This is a genomic window from Bacillus xiamenensis (genome assembly GCF_001857925.1).
Lineage (GTDB): Bacteria > Bacillota > Bacilli > Bacillales > Bacillaceae > Bacillus > Bacillus xiamenensis.
The window spans coordinates 1,121,543-1,142,415 of sequence record NZ_CP017786.1 but is presented as its reverse complement, the minus strand read 5'-3'; the positions used below and the strand labels follow the sequence as shown (position 1 = coordinate 1,142,415).

16 protein-coding genes, 1 pseudogene and 1 riboswitch are annotated in these 20,873 nt (G+C 40.3%); of the genes and pseudogenes, 13 read left to right on the top strand and 4 right to left on the bottom strand.

Going from position 1 to position 20,873, the window contains the following annotated elements; genetic code table 11:
- Window positions 1-64 precede the first annotated feature (64 nt).
- Window positions 65-361, bottom strand: a complete 297-nt coding sequence (locus tag BK049_RS05865) for a DUF3817 domain-containing protein (protein WP_008357116.1) — start codon at window positions 359-361, stop codon at window positions 65-67.
- A gap of 852 nt (window positions 362-1,213) precedes the next feature.
- Here BK049_RS05865 and topB point away from each other — a divergent pair.
- From topB to BK049_RS05800, 13 genes and pseudogenes are all read left to right on the top strand, one after another.
- Window positions 1,214-3,400 (top strand): DNA topoisomerase III, encoded by a 2,187-nt coding sequence (topB, locus tag BK049_RS05860; RefSeq protein WP_071168063.1) that lies wholly within the window; start codon window positions 1,214-1,216, stop codon window positions 3,398-3,400.
- Window positions 3,401-3,588: 188 nt separating this feature from the next.
- On the top strand, window positions 3,589-4,671 hold the full coding sequence (locus tag BK049_RS05855) for a glycosyl hydrolase family 8 (RefSeq protein WP_071168062.1): 1,083 nt from the start codon (window positions 3,589-3,591) through the stop codon (window positions 4,669-4,671).
- Window positions 4,652-5,503: a GGDEF domain-containing protein gene (locus BK049_RS05850; protein WP_071168061.1), complete on the top strand. Its 852-nt coding sequence runs from the start codon at window positions 4,652-4,654 to the stop codon at window positions 5,501-5,503. Before BK049_RS05855 ends, BK049_RS05850 begins: the two co-directional genes overlap by 20 nt.
- Window positions 5,493-7,208 carry a DUF2334 domain-containing protein gene (locus BK049_RS05845; RefSeq protein ID WP_071168060.1) on the top strand — a complete coding sequence of 572 codons (1,716 nt, stop codon included), beginning with the start codon at window positions 5,493-5,495 and terminating at the stop codon, window positions 7,206-7,208. Before BK049_RS05850 ends, BK049_RS05845 begins: the two co-directional genes overlap by 11 nt.
- Before the next feature lie 37 nt (window positions 7,209-7,245).
- Window positions 7,246-8,469 (top strand): glycosyltransferase family 2 protein, encoded by a 1,224-nt coding sequence (locus BK049_RS05840; RefSeq protein WP_425304335.1) that lies wholly within the window; start codon window positions 7,246-7,248, stop codon window positions 8,467-8,469.
- A 4-nt stretch (window positions 8,470-8,473) separates the two neighbouring features.
- Window positions 8,474-10,564, top strand: coding sequence for a cellulose biosynthesis cyclic di-GMP-binding regulatory protein BcsB (locus BK049_RS05835; RefSeq protein WP_071168058.1), 2,091 nt, complete (start codon window positions 8,474-8,476; stop codon window positions 10,562-10,564).
- Window positions 10,565-10,630: 66 nt separating this feature from the next.
- Window positions 10,631-10,775, top strand: a riboswitch (cyclic di-AMP (ydaO/yuaA leader).
- 111 nt (window positions 10,776-10,886) lie between these two features.
- Entirely contained in the window at window positions 10,887-12,713 is a 1,827-nt protein-coding gene (locus tag BK049_RS05830) for an APC family permease (RefSeq protein ID WP_071168057.1), read from the top strand.
- A 70-nt stretch (window positions 12,714-12,783) separates the two neighbouring features.
- Entirely contained in the window at window positions 12,784-14,505 is a 1,722-nt protein-coding gene (locus BK049_RS05825; protein WP_071168056.1) for a pyruvate oxidase, read from the top strand.
- A 195-nt stretch (window positions 14,506-14,700) separates the two neighbouring features.
- Window positions 14,701-16,299 (top strand): ribonuclease YeeF family protein, encoded by a 1,599-nt coding sequence (locus BK049_RS05820; RefSeq protein WP_280513612.1) that lies wholly within the window; start codon window positions 14,701-14,703, stop codon window positions 16,297-16,299.
- 14 nt (window positions 16,300-16,313) lie between these two features.
- Window positions 16,314-16,823, top strand: a complete 510-nt coding sequence (locus tag BK049_RS05815) for a hypothetical protein (RefSeq protein WP_071168054.1) — start codon at window positions 16,314-16,316, stop codon at window positions 16,821-16,823.
- 195 nt (window positions 16,824-17,018) lie between these two features.
- Window positions 17,019-17,348: pseudogene (locus tag BK049_RS19630) on the top strand (tRNA-Val4); the annotation flags it as partial.
- On the top strand, window positions 17,331-17,774 hold the full coding sequence (locus tag BK049_RS05805) for a toxin-antitoxin system YwqK family antitoxin (RefSeq protein ID WP_145939428.1): 444 nt from the start codon (window positions 17,331-17,333) through the stop codon (window positions 17,772-17,774). The pseudogene BK049_RS19630 and the gene BK049_RS05805, both read left to right, overlap by 18 nt.
- A gap of 302 nt (window positions 17,775-18,076) precedes the next feature.
- Window positions 18,077-18,301, top strand: coding sequence for a hypothetical protein (locus tag BK049_RS05800; RefSeq protein ID WP_008362191.1), 225 nt, complete (start codon window positions 18,077-18,079; stop codon window positions 18,299-18,301).
- Between the two features lie 39 nt (window positions 18,302-18,340).
- On the opposite strand, the gene BK049_RS05795 is transcribed toward BK049_RS05800, so the two are convergent.
- The 3 genes from BK049_RS05795 to BK049_RS05785 all read right to left on the bottom strand — a co-directional run bounded on the left by BK049_RS05795 (window position 18,341) and on the right by BK049_RS05785 (window position 20,622).
- Window positions 18,341-18,604, bottom strand: coding sequence for a response regulator (locus BK049_RS05795; protein WP_071168053.1), 264 nt, complete (start codon window positions 18,602-18,604; stop codon window positions 18,341-18,343).
- Window positions 18,605-18,702: 98 nt separating this feature from the next.
- Window positions 18,703-19,272 (bottom strand): GNAT family N-acetyltransferase, encoded by a 570-nt coding sequence (locus tag BK049_RS05790; protein ID WP_071168052.1) that lies wholly within the window; start codon window positions 19,270-19,272, stop codon window positions 18,703-18,705.
- A 72-nt stretch (window positions 19,273-19,344) separates the two neighbouring features.
- Complete coding sequence (locus tag BK049_RS05785; protein ID WP_008362186.1) at window positions 19,345-20,622, bottom strand: Nramp family divalent metal transporter; 1,278 nt, start codon at window positions 20,620-20,622, stop codon at window positions 19,345-19,347.
- Window positions 20,623-20,873: the final 251 nt, after the last annotated feature.

The window sequence follows — 20,873 nt, the reverse complement described above, 5'->3', positions numbered from 1 at the left end:
TTTATCAGGACGCTTCAGCGTGAAGACTAAGGGCTAAAACGAATATCGTTTTAGCCCTTTTTGATTAAGCTTTTGTATCAAATTGACGAAGCACCTTATCGTAAGCGAAGTTACCGAAAGGAATAAAAGCCGCAAAAAAGCCAGCAATAGACCATTTCAAATGCCAGCGAACTTTAAAAGTCACATATGCCAAAACAAGCATATAGATCACAAACAATGCGCCATGAAGAGAGCCTACAATCGTGACTGCCATCGGAATATCCGCAAAATATTTTAGAGGCATGGCAATTAAAAGAAGGGTTAAAAGAGACATACCCTCAATAAAACCCGCCTGTCTCAGACGGCTAATACTTGTATGCATATACAAATCCTCCTGTATAAAAGCTAGTTTCTCATCTTCTAATATAAACGAAAGACCGCCTGGACATGCTGAAATCTACGAAAAATTCAAAATATGTTCAATGAATGCTTAAAAAATGGGAGAGTTGCTGTTGTGATGGATTTTAAAGAATAATTGATATCAATGAAACGAGCTATGGCATAAATACTATATTCTTTGTTCTTTTTTCTTCACCTTCTATATTCTGAACATTAAAAATAAAAATGGAATATTATTGTTTATATAATAAAATTTACATAAATTCAGAAAGGAGGTTGTTTGTTTGGAATGGCAAGGATGCCCTAGATGTAATAAGTAATCGTGTGGGAAAGAGAGTAAGAAGTGCATGTTGTGTTTCGGTAGTTCTCATGTTAGGTATTTCTTTTTATATCTCTTATCTGATAACAAGAATAGTGTTTATCCCTTTTATAAAAGAGACACTTGGAATTGTTTTGTTTGTCATCATATTTATTTACTTGTCTGGGTTCAGAGAAAGAATAGTTAGTTACTTGTACTGCAAAGATTGTGAGCTAAGCTTTAAGCCTCGAAAAACTTCAGCCCCCAAAACGCCTTTTTGAATACAGAGGTGTTTTTTGTATGGTTGGAAAACATATTATGGATTGAAAATTTGGCGGGTCGATGCTTAAGTGGCACTACAAGCTCTTATTTCGTGTGACTTTCTGAATGCGTTTCAGTATAGAGATGTTTCTATTTCAAGTGTTGTCTTTACACTAGTGTTTCAGCTCCATTTCTCATTTATGTTCAGCCATTAGAACCGGATCTCCACGTCTGCTATAATAAAAGGATGGATAGAAGAAAGAGATGTGAAATCTAGTGTCAAAAACAGTTGTATTAGCAGAGAAACCTTCAGTAGGACGTGACCTTGCACGTGTACTGAAGTGTCATAAAAAAGGAAATGGTTTCTTAGAAGGAGATCAATACATTGTCACGTGGGCGCTTGGTCATTTGGTTACACTTGCTGATCCAGAAGGCTATGGAAAGGAATTTCAATCTTGGCGTCTAGAGGATTTACCAATTATTCCAGAGCCGCTCAAGCTTGTCGTGATGAAAAAGACAGGTAAACAGTTCCAAGCGGTCAAAGCGCAGCTTGCGAGAAAAGATGTCAAAGACATTGTCATCGCAACAGATGCTGGACGTGAAGGGGAGCTTGTCGCAAGGTGGATTCTTGAAAAAGCGCATGTGAAAAAGCCACTGAAACGACTATGGATCTCATCTGTCACAGACAAAGCCATCCAAGAAGGATTCAAACGATTAAAAGACGGCAGAGAATATGACAACCTGTATCGCTCTGCGGTGGCTCGTGCAGAGGCAGACTGGATTGTAGGGATCAACGCAACAAGAGCGCTGACAACCAAGTTTAATGCACAGTTATCCTGCGGACGTGTGCAAACACCAACGATTGCCATGATCGCAAGGCGAGAGGAAGACATTCAGCAGTTCCAGCCGAAGCCGTTTTATGGAATGACTGCACAAGTAGATGGACTTACCTTGACGTGGCAGGATGCCAAAACAAAGCAAAACCGCACATTCCAAGAGAATGTCATAAAAGAGCGTTTGGCAGGCTGTAAAGGAAAACCAGCAGTGATCGATGCATTGAAAAAAACAGCGAAAAAAGCTTTTGCTCCAGGGCTGTACGACCTGACTGAATTGCAGCGTGATGCGCATAAACGCTACGGTTTCTCAGCAAAAGAAACATTATCTACGCTTCAGCGGTTGTATGAGCAGCATAAGCTTGTGACATATCCGCGTACAGATTCAAGATTTATTTCAGCGGATATCGTTCCTACATTAAAAGATCGACTAAAAGGGATGAATGTCAGACCGTATGCACAGCATGTGAACCGTATTTTACAATCAGGTGTGAAAGCGCACAAAGGCTTCGTCAACGATGCAAAAGTGTCAGATCACCATGCGATCATTCCAACCGAGGAAGAGCTGTATCCTGGTGCATTAAGTGATAAAGAGCGTAAATTATATGATCTTATTGCCAAACGATTCCTTGCTGTACTTATGAATCCTTTTGAATACGAGGAAACAACGGTGATTGCCAAGATAGGCGATGAAACATTCACGGCAAAAGGAAAAACCGTGCAATCAGCCGGCTGGAAAGCTGTGTATGATGAATCCTATGAAGACGAGGAATCAGCCGAAGCAGATCAGCATCTGCCGGCACTGTCAGAAGGTCAATCTTTTGAAGTCAGAACGCTGAAAGAAACAAAAGGAGAAACGAAACCTCCTGCTCGTTTTAATGAAGCGACCCTGTTATCTGCGATGGAGAACCCGGCTGCCTTTATGCAGAATAAGGAAAAGGACTTAGTGAAAACCCTTGGTGAAACGGGCGGCTTGGGTACAGTGGCAACAAGAGCCGATATCATTGAGAAACTGTTTAATAGCTTCTTAATCGAGAAAAAGGGCAAAGACATCTTCATGACATCGAAAGGGAAGCAGTTGCTCTCTTTAGTACCTGAAGACTTAAAGTCACCTGCATTAACAGCGGAATGGGAACAAAAGCTTTCTAAGATTGCGAAAGGCCAATTGAAAGCTTCTCAATTCATGAGTGAAATGAAGTCATATGCAAAACAAGCCGTATCTGAAATCAAACAGACGAACCAAACCTTTAAGCATGACAATATGACAGGCACTCATTGTCCTGATTGCGGAAAACTTATGTTGAAAGTGAACGGGAAAAACGGCACCATGCTTGTTTGTCAGGATAGAGAATGCGGACACCGCAAAAATGTGGCGAAGAAAACAAATGCACGCTGCCCGAACTGTCATAAAAAGCTTGAGCTGCGCGGAGAAGGCGATGGCAAAATCTTTGCTTGTGTGTGCGGCCATAGAGAAAAACTGTCTGTTTTCGAAAAACGCAAATCACAATCCAATCAAAAACGAGCCAGTAAGCACGATGTGTCTAAATATATGAAGAAGCAAAAGAAAGTGGAAGAACCAATCAATAACGCACTAGCAGAACAATTGAAGAAATTAAAATTAGATCAATAGTTGTGTAAAATCCCCCATGCGAAACCGCGTGGGGTTTTGAGTGTTTAGCATAAAATTTTTCTGTAAATAGGAATATGTATGCAAAAAGACTCGTAATTTGCTATAAAATATGTATTTAAATTAAAACAAAAACGCTCTATAATAAATCATTAGATGCTTAGAGAATGGGGAGTTGAAAGGGGGCAAGAATGGATATATCCATACATCGTAAGGCTATCATTATATTCATTGTCATTCTACTAGGTGGATGTACCTGGAAGCTGCAGCGAGAGCCAGCTCATCCAGAATCTGCACAACCAGTATTGCCAGGGGAATATTTTATCACGCACCATTTAATGACAAATCAAGGCATGATTCGCACCTCTTTTTCAAAGCAGCACATCTATTTATCTGAATCACTTGGACTTTGGATGGATTATCTTGTTCGAAAAAAAGACCAACCCTCTTTTGATCAGCAGCTAGACGTCCTGCACACTCAATTCTTACTGGATCATGATCTCCTTAGCTGGAAAATCGAATCCAATCAAACAAGTAAAGTCAATGCTTTAGTCGATGACTTACGTGTAGTGGCAGCACTTCAAAAGGCAGATCAATTGTGGCAGAATTCAGCGTATCAAACCACAGCAAAAGACATCGCACAAGCGTTAAAAGACAAAAACATGTTCAAAGGCATATTGACCGATTATTATGATGCATCGGCAAAGCAAACTTCACACACAATCACACTCTCATATATTGACCCAAAAGCCATCAAAGAATTGGTATCCCTCCAAATATTCACGAACCAAATGCTGAACAGCCAATTGGCCATTCTTCAAAACGCACCGAGACAAAAAGGATTCTTTCCGACATCCTATGACATAGAGAAAAAAGCCTACTCATTTAATCAAGAAATCAATTTGATAGACCAACTTTATACGGCGTTCTATGCCGAATACGCACAGGTTGATACCTCTGCGATCATGAAATGGTTGAAAACGAATTTCCAAGAAGAAGGAAAACTGTACGGACGATATGGGCTGAGCACATTGCAGCCAGCTGTGACGTATGAATCGCCTTCAGTCTATGCACTGGTCATCTTATATGCGCTCAAACAGAACGAGCAAGATTTTGCAAAAGATGTCTATCACCGAATGAAAGGATTACAAATTCAAGATCCTCTCAAGCCTTATTACGGAGGATACATGAACGAAAAAGACACACACTCATTTGATAATTTATTGCCTCTAATTGCAGAAAGGGAGCTTCTAAATGAATCGGTTATTCAGTGACACCTATCGCACGTATTATACTCTGCTCCTCACGTTTGCAGGACTCATTTTATTTATGGGCTACTTAAATGTACATGATGCGGAGAGCTTCATGATCATTGCACTGACATTCGTCGTGTTAGGAAGTGGCATTTTATTTGGTATTTTACCAGCATTGGTTTTTACCTTGCTTATTTTGTTCTTTATAGGAAGCGTGATGTTCTTTACAGAGCTTGGTCACACGAACCCACTCTTTTCTAATCAAACATTGCAAGATGTCGTGATATGGGGTGTGGCACTCCTCTTTTTCGCCATGTCGGCAGGAACCTTACATGAGCGTATCAAAACGATGCGGCACACCATCGAACAACAAAAGCAGGCCATCAAACAATTTGTGGCGATTGATTCGACAACAGGATTTGACAATGCCGAGCGGATGAGGCTGGAATTATCCGAGGAAATGAAACGGGCAGAACGATACAAACAGCCATTTGTCTTTGTCCTTCTTCATATGCACTACGCAGCGGAATTCAAATCCTTATATGGAGAAAAAGAAATGCAACATCTTTTTCAACAATTGAGTATGAAGATTCGCGAGAGTGTGAGAGAAACAGATAAGAAATTTCGATTAACCGAAGAACGAATAGGCCTGCTGCTCACCCACACACCTGAAGAAAACGTCTCTGTCGTCCTTGAAAAGCTAAAAGATAAACTGCAAACGCATGTCTTACTAAATGGGCGTGAAGTGACCTTAACATTTCATGTCTGTCATTTAACAAGCAGCTCGGACTATCGTACACCAGAGCAATTTTTAGAAGAACTAGAAAACGAGATGATGATGAATGAACTTTAAATGTTTGATGAAAGGCTGTTTGTTAATCGCTCTTTTTTCTTTGCTTTCGGTCAAAGACATTGCCTCAGCCGATGCTCTTAAGAAACAGCCTAGCACCCTCATCATCTATTCAACACAATCAGGTGAGGCAACGCCAGCTGTTCAGATGCTTGATGTACTTGTGGGGCATTTTTCCGAACGAACGATGGTCATACCCGATGAACAATTGTCGCAAAAGAAGCTGAATGAATTTCAACACGTCATCTATATGGGGGAAGTCAAGAGAACCCTGCCAAAACAAACCATTCGTATCATGAACGAATCAAAACATCTCATGGCAATTGGATACAATGCGGAACAGCTTCGCCCATTCTCCAAGCTTACTTTTCACAAACAAGATCATACCAGTCAAATCAAAGGTGTTGATGATCAGACATATCGTCACCTAGACAGAGGAATCACAGCTCTGACGGTTCAAGGGGCAGCTCTGCAAAGTGAATTTTATTTGAAGAAACATCAAGCAGATTTGCCATTTGTGATTCAAACAAAAGAAGGTGCGGCATATATCGGCATCTTAGATATCCTTCAGCATAACAAGCTTCTTGCAGAGGTGCTTGAAAGTCTCCTTCAGGCTTCTGATCAAATGACGACGAAGTACTTACAGCTGGGGAGCATCAGTCCAGTCACTGATGAGAAAAAGCTGCTAGAACTTGGACAATACGTGTCCGAACGGCATATTCCTTTTCTCATCTCGGTGACTCCTGTATGGATTGATCCGGCTACAGGTGATGAAGTGACACTGAATGACCGCCCTCAGCTTGTGCAGGTGTTAAAACAATTGCAAAGCAGTGGAGCCAGCGTGATTCTTCATGGGTTTAGCCGTACGTATCGAACAGAGGAATCCGGTCAGGGCTTTGAGTTTTGGGATGCAAAGTACGATCAGCCTATTACTTCAAATGTGCCGCAGAAAGCCGAGAAGAAGCTGAGTAAAAGCCATTTTCCGAATGAGAAAGACTACAAGACTTATATCAAATCCAATCAGCAACAAGACATCATTTATACAACCGAGAAACTCACAAAGGGGATTGAGCTTCTAACGCAGCAAGGACTATATCCGCTTGCATTTGAAGTGCCGAATGATGCCATATCTCAACAAGGCTATGAAGTGATTTCCCGGCATGTGTCAAGTCTATTTGGACAGGTGCAGCTTTCCGACCATACATGGAAAACAAAAGGTGCACCGCCATTTTTGACGACACCATCCATGCTCCATGGCATGACCTTATATCCTGAACAGCTTGTAGAGACAGCAACTGACCAAGAAGATTCAAGCGTAATGACTGAGCAGACGATTCAATCCATGCAGCATCTCCAATCCTCCGCCATTGGGCTGTCCTATGAGGTGGAGGCGGGGATAGATGGACTGCAGGATTTGGTCACACAGATGGATGCAATCCCTTCTAGTCAATGGCTGGATTTAAAGAAAACAAAACAGACGGTTCAAACCGCCCATGTACAGATCAACACATCAGGAAATGGACATATTCAAGTAGAGCAATCCAATATAGCTGAAACAAAAACAGTCAAACGAAGCGGCATGGAAAATATGCTGCGAATACTCACAATGGTGGTGCTGCTCTTTATTGTGGCATTTGCTTTTTACACATTGTATTTAAGGCTGACAATGAAAAAACGTATTTTTAAGGAGAGAAAATCAGGTGGCTGATATCTTATTTTATTTATCATTAATACTGATTTGGGTCATGCTCCTATACCATATGTTCCTAATGCAGGGAGGCTTTCAGCATTATCTCACTTACGAAAAAGTGCTACCTGCATGGATAAAACAAGGGAAAGAACTGCCGGTCGTCAGCATTCTCATTCCAGCTCATAATGAAGAGGTGGTCATTCGGCAAACGCTAAAAGCTATGGTCCAGCTATCCTATCCAAAACATCTCCTTGAAATCATTGTGATTAATGACAATTCCTCTGATCGCACAGGAGAGATTGTGCAAACATTCAGTGAGCAATATGAGCATATCCATATGATTGAAACAAAGTCGCCATTTGCTGGAAAGGGGAAATCCACTGCCCTAAATGAAGGATTGAAGGCTTCGAATGGAGAGGTGATTTGCGTATACGATGCAGATAACATGCCAGAAAAAAAAGCCGTCTATCATTTAGTTCTTGGATTATTGAATGATCCAAAAGCGGCCGCGATTGTCGGGAAATTCAGGGTGATCAATGCAGCCAAAAACCTTCTCACCAAATTCATTAATATAGAGACCATCTGCTTCCAGTGGATGGCGCAAGGCGGAAGGTGGAAGTGGTTTGGCATTACGACAATACCAGGCACAAACTTCGCGATCCGCCGGCACATCTTAGAAGAGCTTGGCGGCTGGGATGTGCATGCTCTGGCTGAGGACACCGAATTAACGATCCGTGTATATAACCTTGGATATGTCATTCGATTCTTCCCTGCTGCGATCACGTGGGAACAAGAGCCTGAGACATGGAAGGTCTGGTGGCGGCAGCGAACACGCTGGGCTAGAGGCAATCAATATGTAGTGCTTAAATTTTTAAAGCAATGGATGAAGCTTAAACGAAAACGAATGATTTTCGATTTGTTTTACTTTTTCTTTACGTATTTCTTGTTTTTCTTTGGCGTATTGCTCTCCAATGGCATATTTATCGTAAATATATTTGTCGATCTTCACCTATCTATTGGGACTGTGGCACTGATTCTATGGGGATTGGCCTTCTTCCTCTTTCTAACAGAAGTGATGATGACATTGAGTATTGAGAAAACAGAGCTGACCAAACAAAACATTCTCATTGTGGTTCTCATGTACTTCACCTATTCTCAAGTATGGATTGCGCTTGTCGTGTACTCCTTATATGCAGAAGCAAAGAGCCGATTATTGAAACAAGAAGTGAAATGGTACAAAACCGAGCGTTACAATCAACAACAAAAGAAAAGCGGGTGACAAATTGAAATCGGTAAAATGGATGATTTTTATATGGGCATTATCCCTTGCGATCCAGCCTTTTTTCATGGCAGGTCAAGCGGTAGCGCAATCAAATCGAGTACAAGTGAAAGATGATTGGATTCGCTCCTCAACAGAAAATAAAACAGAAACGCAGCACCTATCAGAAGATGTAGTGATCCTATACGGACAAGAAGGCCACACTGAATTTTCCTATCAAATGGATAAGGAAAAAGTCGAATCAAGCACATTGACGTTAAATATAGAGGCCTCACCATTACTCATCTCACCATCCTCATTGACGGTCATGGTTGATGGAGAGATTGAAAAAACGATCCCTGTATCAGGGAAAAACCAAAAGAAGTCGATTCAAATCAAATTGAACAACGCACAATTGAAAAAAGGATCTCATCGAATCCAGCTCGCTTTTTATGGTGTCTTAAAAGAAGGTCTTTGTATCAACCAAGAGACACCTGCCAATTGGCTAAAAGTATATCCTGAAAGTGAGCTTACATTCAAAGGAATTCAAACGAAAGACCTCACATTAGACAGCTTCCCATTCCCTTTCATTCAAACAGGTGATCAGCAAGAGCAAACTGATATTGTGCTTCCCAATTCACCGGATGCAGCCGAATTAGAAGCAGCCATCAAACTATACCGTACGTTGAAAAACAAAAATAGCCAAAGAGACATCAAGCTCATCCAGGAAAAGGACATCAAGCAAGTGGCTCACCCAACGATTGCTGTAGGAGCAAAAGGAAGCTGGGATGGACGGATGAAATCAATTGAACAAGCTGCGGGAATAAAAACAGAAAGCAATCATCTCACGTTAGCGGTGAGAACCCTGACAGCAAAGAAGAAAGAACAGCCTATCTTATTTATAACAGCTGAAAAGCCTGCGATAATTGCTGAAAAAATCAATGTTCTAACTCAGCCAGAATTGACAGGTCAACTCACTGGCACAGACTTGCTGCTTCAAAAGGTGACAGCTAAAACGTCTAAGCCATCTCATCATATTCGTTTAAAAGATTTTGGTGGAAATGATCTCACCGTTGGAACCAAAAAGCCAGCATCTGATCATTACTATTATCCAAAGGCATTGATTGCCAATCAAAAATCAGGCGCAAAGCTCAATCTATCATTAAAAAAATCTGCTGCGTCAAGCAAAGCAGAGCGGTTAACTGTTATGATCAATGACGAACCACATGATGTACCATTAACAAAACTAGGAAACAAAGATGCGGATGGATTCTATCATGTCTCTATTCCAGTTGATTCACAGGTGCTCCAAAAAAACGAATATATTGATTTGCAATTTGTCACAAGTGGTTTTAAAAACATGGAATCATGCAGACACACAGATGAAGAAGGCTGGATATTCATTGACAAGAGCAGTTCTCTTCAAATTCCAGAAGGAACATCTAGTGATACGCCGGATTTAGCCGCATGGCCGCTTCCTTTCACTTCAAAAGCACAGCAGGGAAAAATATTGATCATTATACCAGATCAAATCAAGCGTGAAACAATCAATCAAATGGCCATGCTCACGGAATCATTTAGTCAGCCAGAAGCTGCTCAATATCACCTGATCAAAGCATCCAATGTCACAAATAAACAACTGGAAAATCACTCTCTTATTTTCTTCGGAGGCATTCAAACGTTCACCCTTTTAAAAGAAAAAGCAGACGATCTGATCGTTCCAACAAATAAGGATCAATATGATGTATCCACCTTTGGCATGATCAACGAAACAACTGCCCGAATTGTATGGACACAGCCATCGGTTTGGAATAAAGAACAAACCATGACAGTCTTTTCAGGAATGAATGCAGCTGAAGCTGATGTGTCAAATGAAGTGATCCATTTCCTTCAAACAAATACGGAAACCGCAACAGTTGCAATAGAGAGTAAAAACAAAGACATGTTCTCTAATCATCAAACGGTCAGCAGCACATCGAGCGATCTGAAAACTGGTGAAAAACAAAGTAGCAGCGAGTCTTGGATCTACTTTGCATGTATAGCTGCACTCATCCTATTTGTGCTTGTGATGATGGTCTATTTTGTACGAAAAAACCGTAAAAAGACTGAGTTTTAAACGATCAAAAGACCTTGAAAAAATCTCTTTACTTTGGTGTCAAACGGGAGTATGATCTCTTTTATAAAAGACCAATCGCTGAATCATTTCGATGAGCGGGGGAACCAATTGTGGTATAACACACCACGTGGGGTGAATCCTTTTAAGGTAGGGCAAAGTCTCATGCGCCCGAATCCGTCAGCTAACCTCGTAAGCGTTAAAGAGAGCAAAGACCAACCTGTGATCTAAAGAATAGGCACAGGGGCATTCTATTGCCTCTGTGTCTTTTTGGCGATCCATCTTTTGTAATGAAATCGTTTGACACTAAAGGAGCGGGCAACACATGTACAGTTTGTTGAAGCGTATTTTAATTGGTAAACCATTAAAATCACAGGCAGCAGGAGAACAAAAACTATCAAAAATCAAAGCTTTGGCATTATTGTCATCAGACGCATTGTCGTCAGTTGCATACGGTACAGAACAAATTTTGATTGTTCTATCAGTTGTCAGTGCGGCAGCGTTTTGGTACTCTCTCCCGATTGCAGGTTGTGTATTAATTCTTTTAATGGCGTTAATTTTATCTTACCGCCAGATTATTTATGCTTATCCAGAAGGCGGCGGGGCATATGTCGTCTCAAGCAGAAACTTAGGTGAAAAACCAGGGCTGGTCGCTGGTGGATCATTGCTGGTAGATTATATTTTAACAGTAGCAGTGAGCATTTCAGCGGGTACCGATGCCATCACATCGGCTTTTCCAGCACTATATCCATATCATGTCATGATTTCAATCGTATTGGTCTTATTGATTATGGTGCTAAACCTTCGTGGATTGACGGAATCGGCATCTATATTGGCTTATCCTGTTTATCTATTTGTATTTTCACTGCTCATTTTAATTGGAGTCGGCGGCTTTAAACTATTAACAGGGCAAGTACCGCCAGCACCTGAGCATACAGCATTTGGTACACACGTACCTGGCATTACGTTATTTCTTTTATTAAAAGCATTTTCATCTGGCTGTTCTGCTTTGACTGGAGTTGAAGCTATTTCAAATACGATTCCGTCCTTTAAAAAACCAGCTGCACAAAATGCAGCAAGAACTTTATTGATGATGGGGGGATTACTGGCCGTTCTATTTGTCGGTGTGACATTGCTTGCGTTTGGTTTTGGCATCTCACCAAAACCAGAAGAAACGGTTGTGTCACAAATTGCATCAGACACATTTGGACGGACATTCTTTTATTATGTCATTCAGGCTGTTACAGCGTTAATTTTGATATTAGCGGCAAATACAGGATTTTCAGCCTTTCCATTATTGGCTGTCAACTTAGCAAAAGATAAATACATGCCGCGCATGTTTACCGTAAGAGGAGATCGGCTTGGTTATTCCAATGGCATTATCTTTTTAGGTGTAGCCTCCATGTTGCTCATTTGGTTATTTGATGGGAAAACGGAACACCTAATCCCGCTATATGCTGTCGGTGTGTTTATTCCATTTACTTTGTCTCAGACAGGTATGTGTGTAAAGTGGATTCGAGAAAAACCACAGGGCTGGAAAACGAAAATGCCAATCAATATAGTGGGAGCACTGATTTCGTTTACAGTTCTCATGATTCTCATTTTGACCAAGTTCCATCTTGTATGGCCTGTATTTGTTTTCATGCCAATCGTTCTATTTATTTTTCATTCTATTAAGAAACATTATGTGTCTGTTGGAGAACAATTACGTTTATTGAATGAAACCGAGCCTGTCGACATCAAAGGAAATGTGGTCATCGTCCCAATAGCAGGTGTCACACGTGTCGTTGAACAATCTATTCAATATGCAAAATCCTTATCAGAGCAAGTCATCGCAGTTCACGTATCCTTTGATAAAGAGAGAGACAAAAAGATTGAAGAAGATTGGGAAAAGCTGAATAGTGATGTGCGTCTTGTGATTTTGCATTCGTCTTATCGAAGTCTCATTCACCCGCTTGATAAATTTCTTGAAACGATTGAGGCGAAAGCAAATGCGTATCAATATAGAGTGATGGTGCTCGTGCCTCAATTTATCCCGAAAAAAAGATGGCATGCCATTTTGCACAATCAATCTGCTTTTTTATTAAGATTCCGTTTATTATGGAAGCGGGATATTGTGGTCGCCACCCTTCCTTATCATTTTAAAAAGTAACAAGAGCAAGTTGAAACGTTTGATCAACACATGGCAGTGGTATGGAGAAAGAAAAAAGGAGTTTTCTCACATGCCGCAAAGAACCGCAGGAAAAGAAGTAACAGCGCTGCTAGAAGAGTGGGGCGTGAAACATATTTATGGAATGCCCGGCGACAGCATAAACGAATTGATCGAAGAACTTAGGCATGAATCAAGCCGAATTCAATTTATCCAAACAAGACATGAAGAAGTGGCAGCACTTTCAGCAGCGGCTGATGCAAAACTAACTGGTAAACTCGGTGTTTGTTTATCAATTGCTGGTCCAGGTGCTGTACACTTATTAAATGGACTATACGATGCAAAAGCAGACGGTGCACCTGTTTTAGCGATTGCAGGGCAGGTTGCATCAACCGAAGTAGGCAGAGATGCTTTTCAAGAAATCAAATTAGAGCGGATGTTTGATGATGTCGCTGTCTTTAATCAGCAGGTACAAACAGCAGAAGCTTTGCCTGACTTATTGAATCAAGCCATCAAAGCAGCTTATACCCATAAAGGTGTAGCCGTTCTCACTGTATCAGATGATTTGTTTTCTCAAAAAATTAAGCGTAAACCTATTTATACATCTCCTCTTTATGTAGAGGGAGAAGTTCTGCCGAAGAAAGATCAATTGCTAAAGGCTGCTCAGCTCATTAACAATGCGAAGAAGCCAGTCATCTTAGCAGGGAAAGGATTACGAAAAGCAAAAGAAGAGCTTCTTTCATTTGCAGAAAAGGCAGCTGCACCAATCGTCATTACACTTCCTGCAAAAGGTGTTGTTCCAGACAGGCATCCATACTTTTTAGGGAATCTAGGTCAGATTGGTACGAAGCCGGCATATGAAGCGATGGAAGAATGTGATTTATTAATCATGCTAGGAACCTCCTTTCCATATAGGGATTACTTACCGGAAGACACACCTGCCATTCAATTGGATATCAAACCGGATCAAATCGGTAAAAGATATCCGGTAGAAGTGGGAATCGTAAGTGACAGTAAGAACGGTCTGCACGAACTAACCTCCTATATTGAATATAAAGAACAGCGAGGTTTCCTTGAAGCTTGTACAGAGCATATGATGAAGTGGCGAGAAGAAATGGATAAAGAAAAATCCGTTGCCACATCACCACTTAAACCGCAGCAAGTGATCGCTAGACTAGAAGAAGCAGTCGAAGACGATGCCATTTTTTCAGTTGATGTCGGTAATGTGACTGTATGGATGGCGCGTCATTGTGAAATGAAAAAACAGGATTTCATTATCTCCAGCTGGCTGGCCACAATGGGCTGTGGTTTACCTGGGGCGATATCCGCTAAATTAAATGAACCGAACCGCCAAGCCATTGCTGTCTGTGGGGACGGGGGCTTCACAATGGTCATGCAAGACTTTGTGACAGCTGTAAAATATAAACTGCCGATCGTTGTCGTCATCTTAAACAACAACAACCTTGGAATGATTGAATATGAACAACAGGTAAAAGGAAACATCAATTACGGTATAGAGCTAGAAGATATCGATTTTGCAAAATTTGCAGAAGCATGCGGCGGCCAAGGAATCTCAGTATCATCACATGAAGAACTAGCACCAGCCTTTGATCAAGCGCTTCAAGCAGATAAACCTGTGATCATTGATGTTGCAGTGACCAATGAGCCGCCATTACCTGGGAAAATTACGTACACACAAGCAGCAGGATTTAGTAAATACTTGTTGAAAAAATTCTTTGAAAAAGGTGAGATGGATATTCCTCCACTTAAGAAAAGTCTAAAACGCTTTTTCTAAACCAAATGTAGTCGGTCCTCTAAAAAGGGGGACTGACTTTTTTATATTGAACAGAGAAAATCATTTCAATTGTCACTTGTTTTCTTCCATATGAAAATATCCGAAAGATATTTTTGTAACTTAAAGCCTATTTTTCCAATTCGTCGAGAAAGGTAAAATAGACTTTATGATCAATAATGGAGGGAGTGGCTTCTTCTGGGCAAGATACTTGATGCAAAAGCACTAACCAGTGCCATGGATACAAGGGCAAAACACTATCAGGCACTCCGTGAACAAATGGTAGATTTAAAAAAGGCGCTACAAGGCGTGGCAAACCTCGGTGATGATTTCACTGGGAAAGGTGCCGATAACATTAAAAGTTTCTATAAAGAGCTGGCTGGAAATGTGGACATGTTTATCAGCTTCATTGATAAGCAAAAAGCCTTTCATGAAGGGGTTTCAGGTACACTGGATGATACGAGCTTTGGCGGCGACACTTTTGTAGAAGAACACTTTTTAGACAATGCTGTACATATGGGTATCAAAAATGCTAAAAGCATTGTAAAAGATCAAAAAAAGGCACTGAAAACCATTTTTCAAGACATTGATGACCTCATTTCTTTGGAGGTATTTGATAGCCAAACCTTTGATGAAAAGATTGCAGATGCGGAAGATGAAAGAAAAAAGACATTAAAAGATCTACGAGAGCTTGATCAACATTTAAAAGATGAATATGCTTTGTCAGAGACGGAGCAGCAGGCTACAATGGCATTGTACGCTGAAATGATGAATGCGACAAATGACGGAAAAGCCATTTCGCCTATGAATTTTGACAAGAAAGCGTATCAAAATAGTGAAATCTACAAGGCAAAAAGCGATATTGAAAAGCAAACTTCTGAATATCTCAAAATCAAAAAAGAACAACAAGAAGCTCGTGAGATCGCAAAGGAACAAGAAGCCCTTGCCAACCGTCCTTGGTATGAAAAAGCACTCGATTATGGCGGAAATATCGTCAACGAGCTGACCGGCGTAAACGATGCAAAACGTGCCGCAACAGGCGTTGACCCAATCACAGGTGAAGAACTCACCGCAGGCCAGCGAGTCGCTGCAGGCGGCATGGCAGCAGCGGGTTATATCCCAATCGTCGGCTGGGCAGGCCGTATTTTCAAAGGCGGAAAAGCCATCTATAAAACGACTCAAGCTACGTCAGCCGCAGTCAGAGCAGTCGACATTTACAAGACATCACAGAAGTCTTTTGATGCCTTAAAAACATCTCAAAAAGGCTTATATGGCCTCACCGCCACCAACGGCTTCAGCGAAGCGATCACGGGTCGAGATATGTTTGGAAATAAGATCTCGAAGGAACAACAGGAAGCGAGTATGAATGCGGCGCTGGGGATGCTTTTGCCGTTTGGGGCGAAAGGATTTCATGGGAAGATGGGGATTAAGAGTACTGTTAAAAATGTTGATCATGGTACAGTGTGGCAGAATATAAAAATTACTCAACCACTATATGAAGGTACAAAAATCCCCAAATCCTTTGAATTAGCAACAAAAGCAGGTGGAGATTTCTGGGTGCATCCAAATGGAACAAAACATATGGTCGAGTATATAACAAGAGATGCAACTACACATGGTATGCCTATAAATAGTCAAACTTTGTTGGCGAGTTTCCAAAGCTCTGTAAATAATGCTGCTAAGCAAGGAATTAAATATGAAGAGATTATGAAGGTAGGCAATTGGGAATTAATTTTTAGTAAACCCCGTGGAGACGGCTTACTACCAGTAATAAAGCACGCTGTGTATATGCCTTAAAAGGAGACATGATGATGTTAAAAGTAACAGAATATAAAGACAGTCAGCCAATAAATATTGAATATGATCTTTATACACCGATTAATATAGAGTTTGGTAGTTGGAATATATCAAAAGAGCCAACAATATATTGGAGAACTGGAGATTTTAAGAAATCCCTAATTGAAATAGGCATAGGGAAGTATACAGGCAATATTCGTTCAATTACACTTACATTAAGTGAAAATGTACACAAAGTGGAAAGTTTGAAATTAGATCTGAAAGATAGAAATACAATTAACGGAGTACCTATTTTTCAAATAGAAGAATATAATAATAAGATCTATATAGATGAAGAAGGAAAATTAGACGTATTTCTAGGAATAGATGAGGTATTCATTTCATTATCAGAAAATGATACGATGTCTATTTTACAAAATGATAAAGTAGGATTTGCCTTAGATAAAGATGAAGTAGTTTGCGGCATTATAATAAATGATATATTAGAACATGAAAAGAAAATATTAGAAGATGCATTGAAGTAGAATATAATGAAACACAAAAGCCCTTGAATGGTTAAATGCCTTTTAAGGGTTTTAAATATCTCCTTTCTATCAAAAACATTCTATGATAGAGACAAGCAGCGGGTATGGATATTTTTGTTCTGCAATTAATCATTGAGCACAAGTTTGCTATGGAGAGTTATCCTCGCTACGAATATATGAAGGTGATTAATTTATATGAGGTATTCGTTTGAATTTAAGAAAGACAAATTTGGTGATTTAGAAATATTATTACCAGAAAAAATAAGTATTTTCTCAGACTTTATACAAAATATTTCAACAGTAGAAGAATTAGATGAATATATAGGATATATTCAAAATGTTATAGATGGAGTATATGAGAACTTTGAAATTAAATTGAATGCTACCAGTGTAAATATTAAAAAAGATGAGACAGTAGCTGAACATCATTATAGGATTGAAGAACCCTTTGAAAATAAAATTGAAACGAAGGAGTTCATAGAATTGTTGTTAATTTGGAGAGAGGAAATACCAGATATATTACAAAAGGATTTTATTTTAGAAAATGGTACGGAGTTTGAAGAACATTTAGAGTACGGGGGTCCTTACGAACTAGCAATAGTGGAATATACCCCGGATGGTAACGAAAAACTATTTACGGGCTTAGCTTATGATAAATACGAAAATGGAAATATCGAAAGTTACTTCTATGTAGAGCAAGGTGTTAAGCAGGGAAAGTGTGTTGAATTTTACTCAAATGGAAATGTGAAAAAAATAGGTAATATGAATAAAAGTGCTGCAGATGGATATCAAGTCGAGTTTTTTGAGAGTGGAAATAAAAAGTATGAATCTGAATATATAGCTGGTCGGGAAATGACTTATATAAAGTACGATGAAAACGGGAGTATTGTAGAGAAAAAAACAGAACCTGATGAATCTGATTTAAAATACGTCGAAAAATTCAATGGTTAATAAGGAAAAATAAATTCGAATAATGATTTAATAGAATTTGGATATAAAAAAAAGAATAGTGCTATTAGAAAATAAATGGAATAATATTGCTCCGTCTCAAAATAAAGAGAATAAATATACAAAAAATGTGATAAAATTTATTAATCTTGACTACCAATCCCTGTAAGATATGCAGATATCGAGACACGCATTATTCGATATGAGTTATTAACAAAAAAGGGTGAAATGTGAAGTGCTCATTTTTTAAGATTTAGAAAATGACACTATCGAAACTCAATCACCACAAAAAAGGGGAATAAACCATGCTATGGGTTTTCACACAAAACGAGCAAAGTCTAATCCATGTCCATGAAATCACAGTAAGCGGCAAAAAAATTGAAGGAATGATCTTGGGAAGTACATCTTGGGCAAAGACTCTCGGTAAGTATGACTCAAATGAACGCGCAGCAGCAATCCTTCAAGACATTGTGAAGGTGATTGAAGAAAATCAAAATGGCACGATTACCTATCGAATGCCTCAGCAGTAAAAAGAAACCACCTTTCCATCCGAGAAAAGGTGGTTTTGTTTATGATGGTGTTTTCGTAAAGGCTAAGAATAATGGAATGCCTGTGCCGGCAAGTGTTGTGGCAAATAGGAACATACCGCAAATGAATAGAAAATGACTGGCTGAAAAGACAAGTGCCAGAATTAGAAAAACGATGCTGAGTCCGATCATGCTGTAAGATGGGACAAAACGGCGTTTGTATGTGGCTTTCTTTGTTAAGAATGAGAAGAAAATGCCAAATAATAAAGGGACAATCCATAAGTAAAATAAAATAATAAGAGACATACATCATACCTCGATTTTTCCTTCTATTTTATCAGATGCCGGTCACAACGGATACTGCAAAGCTTCACTTTGTAAAATAGTTCATGCAATCGACACAATTACGTGGGCTGGTTCATCGAATGTGTTTTCTGCTGCATATACTCAGGCTGCAAAAGTGCATAGACACAATGATCCGTAAAGCGGTCCCCCAGCCATTCACATTGCTTTAAAATGCCTTCAAGCGAAAAAGATAATCGCTCTGCGATGCGTCTGCTTTTCATGTTGTCGACAGCTGCTCTAATTTCAATGCGGTGCAGGCGGCATTCTTCAAATAAATAGTGAATGACGGCTTGGCATGCTTTTGTCATGATGCCCTTTCCTTGATAGCCTTCTCCGAGCCAATAACCAATGGAAACGGTGCGGTTGATCCATTGAATTTGATGGGTGCCAATGATGCCGACGAGTTCCCCATGAAACCATATACCAGCTTGGAATCCATTGTTTTGCAAGGCTTGCTGCATGGCGCTTTGAATGAACGCCAGGCTGTCTTCCTCTGTCTGCGTTGAATCCACCCAGAGCATCCATTCCCGTAAGTGCTCTCTGGAACGATGGATGAGTACATACAGACTTCTGGCGTCTCTTGGCTCAAGCAGCCTCATAGATATGTCTTGATCCTGATAAAAAAACATGTGCTCACGTCCTCTCTAGGGAAATTCTACCATAGACAAATAGAAAGAAAAAGACAGGATCATGACTTTCCTTTACATAAACGTATCCACAATTAAAAACAGATTGAGTGCGACAACAAGAGCCGCTATTACCCACGATATTCCTGTTACCCAGCGAGCATTCGTTAAATCACCCATAATTCGTTTTTTACTTGTAAACAAAATGAGCGGAATTAAAGCAAAGGCTATACCAAAGGATAAGACCACTTGACTCATCACAAGCGCAGATGTCGGGTTTACTCCGGATGCAATGATTGCAATAGGAGGAATGATGGTAATCAGACGGCGTACATACAGCGGGATTCGGTATTGAATAAAACCCTGCATGATAATATCGCCTGACAGTGTACCGACAGAAGAACTGGAAAGTCCCGCTACAAGCAGACCTAGACCAAATAAGATGGCTGACACAGGACCTGCAAGTGTTCCAAAATGCTGAAATGCTACATCCAGATCCTCAACAAAGAGACCATTTTTATAAAATAAAGCAGCTGCTACAATCAACATGCTGGCATTGATGGCTCCAGCGACTAACATCGCAATGAGGATGTCTAAAAACTCAAAGCGGAAAATCTGTTTTTTCTCTTTTTCTGTTCTGCCGACGACTCTTCTTTGAGTTAAAGCTGAATGCAGATAAATTGCGTGCGGCATCACAGTGGCGCCCAAAATCCCAGCAGCAAGCAGGACACTATCTGCGCCATCAAATCTTGGCATCAACAGTCCGCCTGCGACACTTGCGATATCAGGTTTGGCGACAAAAGTTTGCACAGCGAATGCTATCACTACAATAAACAGCATGCCAGTAATCCCTGCTTCCAATGCTCGATATCCGCGTCTTTGAAGCTCTAAAATCGCAAATGATCCGATGGCTGCAATGATGGATGCTTCAAGCAGTGGGATCCGAAAGAGCAAGTATAAACCAAGAGCCGCGCCGATAAATTCGGCTAAATCTGTGGCGATAATGACGAGCTCACCCTGAATCCATAACCCAATAGAGACGGGTTTCGGAAACTCTTCACGAGCGATTTCAGGTAAATTTTTACCTGTTGCGATTCCAAGCTTTGCAGACAAAGACTGGATGAGCAAAGCCATGAGATTCGATATGAGAATGACCCATAAAAGAAGGTAACCATATTTTGAGCCAGCCGCAATGTTGGTCGCAAAGTTTCCTGGATCAATATATGCAATGGCAGCGATAAAAGCAGGTCCTAGAAAAGGAAGAAGCCTTCTAAATCCTTTGACCTTTCCTTCAAGTGCACGCTCTGCGGCCACTGACATGTGTGCCTGTGCCTCGATGTATTTGTTTGTCATATGTCATCACCTAGATTCTAAAAGTTTTGCTTCGGCACAAAAAGTTTCCTTGATGCAATTTTTAATCATCATATGCCCATCTTCATGAAAAGTCAACTATCTGAACTAATAGGTTTGTTTATCATATGTAAGTGAAAAAAATAGATACCTTGTCAATCAATACATAAAAAAACACCGCCCCTTAGGCGGTGCCAGCGTGTAGCCAAACCCTCGCATTCTCCCGCAGTCCTGTGTGCCGGTGCTCACGAATC